Consider the following 7849-nt stretch of genomic DNA (forward strand, 5'->3'; position numbering starts at 1 on the left):
GGGCATGCCCATCGGTGCCCAACCCCCCGGGCGGCGCGGCACGGTCGAAGAGCCGTACAGCCCGCTCAACCTGCGGCTCATCCTGGCCGCCTTCGGGTTCGTGGTCTGCACCGTCCTGGCCGTCCTGCTGTTCCGGGCCGGCTGGACGGTGCCGGGCTGGCTGCTGCTGGCCTGGGCCGCGGTGGCCCTGGTCGACATCGTGGTGGTGCAGTTCCGCCGCCGGGCCCGCCGCCGGGCCGAGGGCGGTCGCGACCACTCGCTCTTCGAATAGGCGCTCACCTGCCACTTCTGGTGGGTAGCGTCCGTTTGCATGAGGATCGCAGCTCTTCTGGTGGTCGTGCTGGTGGCCGGCGCTCCGGTGCCGGCGCAGGCGCAGGCGCAGGCGAACGAGGTTGCGGCTTCCTCCGACGTACGGGAAATGACCCGCACCGATCTCACCCTGGCCGACCCACCGCGACCGCGGCCGCAAGGCCGTGCGACGGCGCAACCGACACCGCCGGTCGGGACGGTGCGCGAGTGGCTCGGACTCGACGACACGACAGGCAAGCTTTATCCCAAGAAGTACACGCTGAAGGCGGTCGGCGAACACGTCGAGGTGTGGGTGGCGCAGGACCTCGCCTTCCCGGCCGCCGACTGCCGCAAGAACGCGATCGAAGTCACCGAGGCCAACATCGCGGCGCTGGTCGACGAGTTCGACCACACCATCTATCCGAAGGAGACGGCGGTCTTCAGCACGCCGCCCGACCGGGACGGCACGCGCGCGACGACCGAGGGCGACTTCACGGGCGACGGCGACAAGACGGTGACGCTGGTCGACAACGTCCGCGACGCGAACTACTTCACCTTCCCGAAGGCCGTCACCTACATCGCCGGCTTCTTCTCGCAGCAGCTCACCGAACTCGTCGACCGCAACGTGCTCACGATCGACGCCTACGACTGGAAGCACCGGCTCGGCGCGCGGCCGGGGGACGACCCCACCGACGACCTGTGCACCAGCCGGCCCGCGCGGCCCCGCATGTACGAGGCGACCTACGCCCACGAGTGGCAGCACCTGCTTTCGTACTATGCCGACCCCGACGAGACCACCTGGCTCGACGAAGGCCTCTCGGACTTCGCGGCGACGCTGACCGGCTACACCGACGCGCGGGCAGCCATCGATCAGCCGGGCAACGACACCCACCTGATGTGCTTCCAGGGCTACGGACCGGTGAAGACGAGGTACAACGCCAACCCGCGCGACTGCGGCGGGCCGCAGAACTCGCTGAACCTGTGGGACGAGGGCACGCCCAGCGAGGTGCTGGCCGACTACGGCAACGCCTTCCAGTTCGTGCTTTACCTGCGCGATCGCTTCGGCACGGAGGTGGTGTCGGCGCTGCACCGCGACCGGCAGCAGCAAGGGCTGGCGGCGGTGCAGGCGGCGCTGCCGGCCGGGGTGGCGCTCGCTGACGTGCTGCACGACTACCAACTGATGACGCTGCTCGACGGGACAGTGCGAAGCGTCGCGGGGGTGCCGCTCGCCTCCGTGACGGCGGCGAGCCTGCGATCGTCGGTCAACCTGAAAAACAAGACGGCCTTCGGCGCGCCGGGGGTGGCCCCGAACGGCGCGGACTACGTGCCGCTGCCGACGCCGCTGACCTCGGTGTCGTTCGACGGCGCGAAGCAGCTGGACCCTCTGCCGCTGGGGTGGACGGTCGCCGACAAGACCCTCTTCTCGGGGAATCGGAACAACCTCGACTCGTACGCCGTCCGGCGCGTCAGGATTCCGGCCGGCCGGCCCGAGCTCGCGCTGGAGACGGCGTACGCGGCCGAGGAACGCCACGACTTCGGCTACGTCACCATCTCGATCAACGGGGGGCGGACCTTCCACTCGGTGACCGGGGACAAGACGGTGCCGGGGCCGCTCGGGCCCGGGCTGACCGGCGCCAGCGGCGGTGTCGTCACCGTCAGATACAACCTTTCCCCGTACGCCGGCAAGGACGTACTGCTCGGGCTGCGCTACGTGACGGACGGCGCCGTGGCCAAGGGCGGCTGGCGCATCGGCACCATGACCCTGGCCGGGCGCACCCTGAGCACCGGCGGCACCCTGACCGGCTGGAAGGCGCCCACCGAGATCGTGCCGACGCCGGTGCACAACTGGAACGTGCGCCTGGTCGGCCTGCGTGGGCGTCACGCCGAAGTGGTGGCCCTGACCGACTTCACCCGGCTCACCTCCTATCCCAAGGTCGTGGCCGTCGTCTCGCATGACGCACCGTCCGAGACGGAGACGCGCTCCGCCCGCTACCGCCTGGTCGCCAACGGCGTCCTGCAGTCGGGCGGCTAGGACGGCCATGCTAGCTCATTGACAGTGTCACCGTGACAGTGTCAGAGTGGTCGGCATGTGGACGCTCGACGAGTTGGTGGAACGGGTGCGCGAGGCCCTCGAGGCCGAATACCCCGGCGCACCGAACGGCCGCGTCCGCGACCTGCCCGATCGCCGCGCCATCCGGTGGTATTCGTCGATCGGCCTGGTCGACCGGCCGCTCGGCATGCGCGGCCGCTCCGCGCTCTACGGCCCCCGCCACCTCGAGCAACTGGTGGCCATCAAGCGCCGCCAGGCCGAGGGGCTGACCCTGGCTCAGATCCAGGCCGAGCTCACCGGCCTGTCCCCGTCCGCGCTCACCGACATCGCGCACGTGCCGCCCGGCCTGCTGGTCATGGTCGACGACGAGGCGCTTGACCAGCACGCTCCCCGCCCCCGCTTCTGGGCCTCGCCGCCGGCCCCTTCCGCTCCTGCGGCAACCCCGCCGCCCGCCTCGGCGCAACCGTTCACCGGGCTTGCGCTCGGCGGCGGCGTCCTGCTGCTCGTTCCGCACGCCCTCTCCGAAAGCGACCTCGACGCCGTCGCCGAGGCCGCCGCACCCTTGCTCGCCCTGCTCACTGCCCGAGGCTTGACCGTCGCCGAAGGCTCGATCGATGGGAGTCCGTCATGACCCTCTCCGTCACCTCGATGGATCCCGGGGAGATCAGCCGCATCAAGGTCCTGCCCGACTCGGGCTTCGGCATGCTGCGCACCGACCGCGGCGCGCTGCCGCTCGACCGGTTGGACGTGCAGGCCCGCATCAGCGGCCTGGTCGCGCGCACGGTGGTCCGCACCGAGTTCGTCAACGTGCACGACGTGGCTCTCGAGGCCACGTACGTCTTCCCGCTGCCCGACCGGGCCGCCGTCACCGGCATGACGATGACGGCCGACGAGCGCACGATCACAGCCGAGCTGCAAGAGCGCGGCCAGGCCCGCGAGGCCTACGACCAGGCCATCCGGGCCGGTCAGCGGGCCTCCATCGCCGAGGAGGAAAGGCCCGACGTCTTCACCATGCGGGTCGGCAACATCCTGCCCGGCGAGCGGGTGGCGGTCGAGCTGAGCCTGGTCGGCCCGCTGCCCTTCGAGGACGGCGAGGCCACCTTCCGGTTCCCGCTGGTCGTGGCCCCCCGCTACATCCCCGGCACTCCCCTGCCCGGCACGGCGGTCGGCGACGGCTGGGCGCCTGACACCGACGCCGTGCCCGACGCCTCGCGCATCACCCCGCCGGTGCTGCTGCCCGGCTTCCCGAACCCGTTGCGGCTCGGCATCACCGTCGAGGTCGACCCGGCCGGCCTCGAGCTGGGCGAGGTGCGCAGCAGCCTGCACACGGTGTTCGACAAAGACGGCGTCCTGAGCATCGGCGCCGACGAGCGCGCCAACCGCGACTTCATCCTCCGCCTGCCCTATGCCGGCGGTGGCCAGACCGCGATCGCCGTGCCCGACGAGTCGGCCGAGCAGCCCGAGGGCGTCTACCAGCTGGTCGTCCTGCCGCCGGCCGAGGGCGCCGCGCCGCGCCCGAAAGACGTGGTGCTGTTGCTCGACCGCTCGGGCAGCATGGGCGGCTGGAAGATGGTGGCCGCCCGTCGCGCCGCCGCCCGCGTCGTCGACACGCTGACCGCGGCCGATCGGTTCGCCGTGCTCACCTTCGACCACCAGGTCGAGCACCCCGACGACCTGCCCGCCGGCCTGGCCGAGGCGACCGACCGCCACCGTTTCCGGGCCGTCGAACACCTGGCCAAGGCGACCGCCCGCGGCGGCACCGAACTGCTGAGCCCGCTCACCGAGGGGCTGGGCCTGCTGCAGGCGAGCGAGGGTCGTGACCGCGTGCTGGTGCTGGTCACCGACGGCCAGGTCGGCAACGAGGACCAGATTGTCCACGACGTCACGCCGCTGATCCGCAGCACCCGCATCCACACGATCGGCATCGACCGGGCGGTCAACGCCGGATTCCTGGGGCGGCTTGCCGCGCTGGGCGCCGGCCGAGCTGAGCTGGTCGAGAGCGAGGACAGGCTGGACGAGGCGATGGACCACATCCACCGCCGCATCGGGTCACCGGTCGTCACCGACCTGCGGATCGCCGCCACAGGTGTGCAGCTGGTCGACGACGACCGCGCGCCGGCCCGGCTGCCCGGTCTCTACCCGGGTGTTCCGCTGGTGGTGAGCGGGCGTTACACCGGCCGGCCGGCCGGCGAGCTGGTGGTCACCGGCCGCACCCGCGACGACCGTGAGTTCCGTACGACGGTGCCCGTGCAGCAGCGGGAAGAGTCCGCCGTCACCGCTCAGTGGGCGCGGGCCCGCGTTCGTGACCTGGAGGACGCGTACGCCGCCGGCGACCGCAGCCTCGAGGAGCGCATCGTGGCGACGTCGCTGCGCTACGGCGTGCTGTGCCGCTTCACCGCCTACGTCGCGGTCGACAGCCGTGTCGTCAACGAGGGTGGCGAGACTCGCCGCGTGACCCAGCCGGTCGAGCTGCCGGACGGCTGGGAGGCGCCCGGCTCCGTCGCCCCGGCCATGATGCGCCTGGCCGCGGCGGCTCCCGTCCCGCCGCCGATGCCCAGCGGCCCAGGGCGGTTCGCTCCCGCCTCGGCCGGTGACACCGCCTACACGGCCCAGGGCGCCAGCTTCACGGCCGAAGGCGGTGGCGGTGGGTTCGCGGGCGCGGCCCGGTCCCGCCGGGCGGGCATCGCCGGCGCCCCGGCTTCGCTGCGCGCAGGCAAGGCCCGGGCCGCTTCGAACGCGCTGGCCCTGGACGACGTCCGCGCCCTGGCCACCACTGAGGTTCAGCGCCTGCGTGACGCCTCCGACCGACCCGAGTGGGAGCGACGCGAACTGCTGGACGACCTGGCCAGCCGGTTGGACGTCCTGGTCGGCGGTCAGACCGCACCCGAGTTCGCCGCTTTGCAGAATCTCGTGGCGCAGCTCCGCTCCGACGCCCCCGTCGCCGAAAGGTGGACGGCGGCGCTGGAGGTGCTGTTGGCGTTCGCCGGCACGGCCGAACCATCCGCCGCGCCCGAGCCGTCGGCACCCGAGCGCAAGGCCTTCTGGAAACGCTGACCTGCCGAGCCGTGGCGTGCCCCCACGCCACGGCTCGCGGCAACAGGGGTTTTCCCGGGCAACGCAGATGACGAGCTCATGACAGGATCCCGCCGTGCCGACCTTCAGCTCGTATGACGGAACGACGCTCGCCTACCACGTCGAAGGCTCCGGGCCCGTGGTCGTCTGCCAGCCCGGTGGGCCCGGTCGCGCCGGCACCTACCTGGGCGACCTCGGCGGCCTGACTCGCACCCGCACGGTGATCAGGCTGGACAGTCGTGGCACCGGTGACTCCGAAGTGCCGTCGGATCCGGCCACCTACCGGATGGATGCGCTGGTGCGCGACCTGGAGGCGCTGCGCGCTCATCTCGGGCTGGAGACGATGACACTGCTCGGTCACTCGGCCGGCGCCAATGTGGTCACGCTCTATGCGGCCGGCTTCCCGGCCCGGGTCGAACGTCTCATTCTGCTCACCGGACTCGTCCGGGCCGCCGGCGTGCCGCCGATCGGGATGGAGGAGGCCTACGAAGCCCGTTCCGCCGAGCCCTGGTACCCCGCAGCCGTCGCGGCGTGGGCCGCGTGGGACGAGCTGCCCGAGGACGCGAGCGAGGAAGACATCCGGCCGCTCGAGATGGCCGCGGCGCCGTTCTCGTACGGGCGGTGGGACGCCGCGGCCGCCGCCCATGCCGCCGCCGGCCGGACCGAGTTCGCGCCCGCGGCGCGGGACGGATTCTTCGAGGGGTACGTGCCCGACCGGGACGCGATCACGGCGAAGCTGGCCGCCCTGACCGCGCCGGTCCTGGTCCTCGCGGGCGAGCTCGACGCGTCCCCGACCCCGGCCGCGGCCGCCGAAGTGGCGAAACTGTTCCCGTCGGCGACCGTGGTGACGCTCCCGGGCAGCGCTCACTTCCCGTGGCTCGACAACCCGGCCGACCTGGCCGCGGCGCTCGCGCTCTGACCCTGTTCACCGGCGGTGGAGCAGGCACGGACGCCGGCGGCTGGTCGCGCTTGGATGATCAAGAAGATAGGTTCGTGCGAGATCTGCTTGGTTCTCCGCTTTGGAGTTGAGGGGTTGCCGCACGGTGTCGCCAAGCCGACCGGGGCGGTCGTTCCCTGCCCTGATCGGCGGCAAGGGGCGGAAAGTCGGATGTTCAGGAAGCGGCACATCCCGATCTTCGGGGGTAGCTTGGACGATCGTGTCTTGTCAGCTCGATGGCGGCGGGTGAAGCATGACGAACGGTGATCAAGGCGACGAGCGGGATCCTCTGCTCGTGCGGCCGTTCGTGCTGCGTGATTCCGGGACGCTCGACGACGACGAGTCGCATCAGACGTGGCCGGCGGCCAATACCTCCGAGGCACGGGCCGAGCAGGGGCCGAACAACGCCGACGCGCCCACCGCGATCCTGCACCTGCCGTTCCGCCGCAAGCACGCCGCTCCCGGCCGGGCCGGCAACGGCCACCGCCGGCGAGTGTTCGTGCTCGCCGCCACGGCCGCCGCGGTCGTGCTCGGGGCCACGGCCGCCGGTTATGCGGCGTTCCGCGACGACGTCCGTCCGGCGGTCACGACCGGTCTGCCCGGCGGCCCGCTGCCCGCGGCCACCGCCCCGCTGCCGACCAGCGCGGCCGGCTCCCCCGCGCCCGGCACGTCGGCCGTCACCGACCCCGGCACCGGCCGCCCCGCCGCTCCCGGCACCGGAACGAAAGCCACGACCGCGCCGACCGGCACGGCATCGTCGTCAGCGACCACCACCGCCCCCGGCAGTGGCGCGACCACCAGCCCGTCGCCCGGCGAGCCGATCTCGCTCGTCCCCAGCCCGACCGGCGGTGGCGGCGCGACCACGGCTCCCACCAAAGCCCCGGCGGGCGTCGCACCCCAGCCCCCGGCGAGCGACCGGGTCGGCGTGATCCGCGGCCAGAACAACCTCTGCCTCGACCTCAACGGCGCCGTCGCCGTCGACGGGAACCACGTCCAGGTCTACGACTGCAACAACTCGATCGCCCAGAGCTGGACGCTGGCCACCGACGGCACGCTGCGCGTCCAGGGCAAGTGCGCCCTGGCCGTCGGCGACAACACGGTCGAAATCGTCGGCTGCGACGGCCGCACCCCGGCCCAGTGGCGCGTCTCGAACCAGCGCCTCATCAACGCCGCCACCGGCACGTGCCTGACCGACCCCTCCTCCGGCCGCAACTCCGGCACCGGCGTCACTGTCACCCCGTGCACCGGCTCCGCCAACCAGCGCTGGTCCCTCCCCTGATCCATCCCGCAACGGTCCGGTCCCGCTGCAGCTCCGATCCCGGAACGAGAGGACCGACCGCTCAGGGATGGCTGAGGAACAGTTCGACGGCCCGCCCACGACGGCCGAAGCAGCCGACCGGAAAAGGACGTACACGCACTCGACCTTCAAGGGGCGCAACGGCGGTGGGCGCGGGGTCAGACGGACTGGGCCAGGTGGCGGCGGCCGCGGGGGTCAGACGGAC

Annotated in this window: 6 protein-coding genes; all 6 read left to right on the forward strand. The window is 72.3% G+C overall.

Annotated elements, in window-relative coordinates:
• Window positions 1-4: 4 nt before the first annotated feature.
• The 6 genes from OWR29_RS41770 (at window position 5) to OWR29_RS41795 (ending at window position 7626) form a co-directional block, all read left to right on the forward strand.
• A complete protein-coding gene (locus tag OWR29_RS41770) occupies window positions 5-271 on the forward strand; it encodes a hypothetical protein (protein WP_267569148.1) in 267 nt (88 codons plus the stop codon).
• Between the two features lie 39 nt (window positions 272-310).
• On the forward strand, window positions 311-2320 hold the full coding sequence (locus tag OWR29_RS41775; protein WP_267569149.1) for a M6 family metallopeptidase: 2010 nt from the start codon (window positions 311-313) through the stop codon (window positions 2318-2320).
• A 55-nt stretch (window positions 2321-2375) separates the two neighbouring features.
• A complete protein-coding gene (locus OWR29_RS41780; protein ID WP_267569150.1) occupies window positions 2376-2969 on the forward strand; it encodes a MerR family transcriptional regulator in 594 nt (197 codons plus the stop codon).
• Window positions 2966-5392 carry a VIT domain-containing protein gene (locus OWR29_RS41785; protein WP_267569151.1) on the forward strand — a complete coding sequence of 809 codons (2427 nt, stop codon included), beginning with the start codon at window positions 2966-2968 and terminating at the stop codon, window positions 5390-5392. Before OWR29_RS41780 ends, OWR29_RS41785 begins: the two co-directional genes overlap by 4 nt.
• A gap of 94 nt (window positions 5393-5486) precedes the next feature.
• The gene (locus OWR29_RS41790) at window positions 5487-6329 is read left to right on the forward strand and encodes an alpha/beta fold hydrolase (RefSeq protein ID WP_267569152.1); all 843 of its coding nucleotides are present in this window, start codon (window positions 5487-5489) and stop codon (window positions 6327-6329) included.
• A 271-nt stretch (window positions 6330-6600) separates the two neighbouring features.
• A complete protein-coding gene (locus OWR29_RS41795; RefSeq protein WP_267569153.1) occupies window positions 6601-7626 on the forward strand; it encodes a ricin-type beta-trefoil lectin domain protein in 1026 nt (341 codons plus the stop codon).
• Window positions 7627-7849 lie beyond the last annotated feature (223 nt).

The organism is Paractinoplanes pyxinae, from assembly GCF_026626335.1.
GTDB classification, from domain to species: domain Bacteria; phylum Actinomycetota; class Actinomycetes; order Mycobacteriales; family Micromonosporaceae; genus Actinoplanes; species Actinoplanes pyxinae.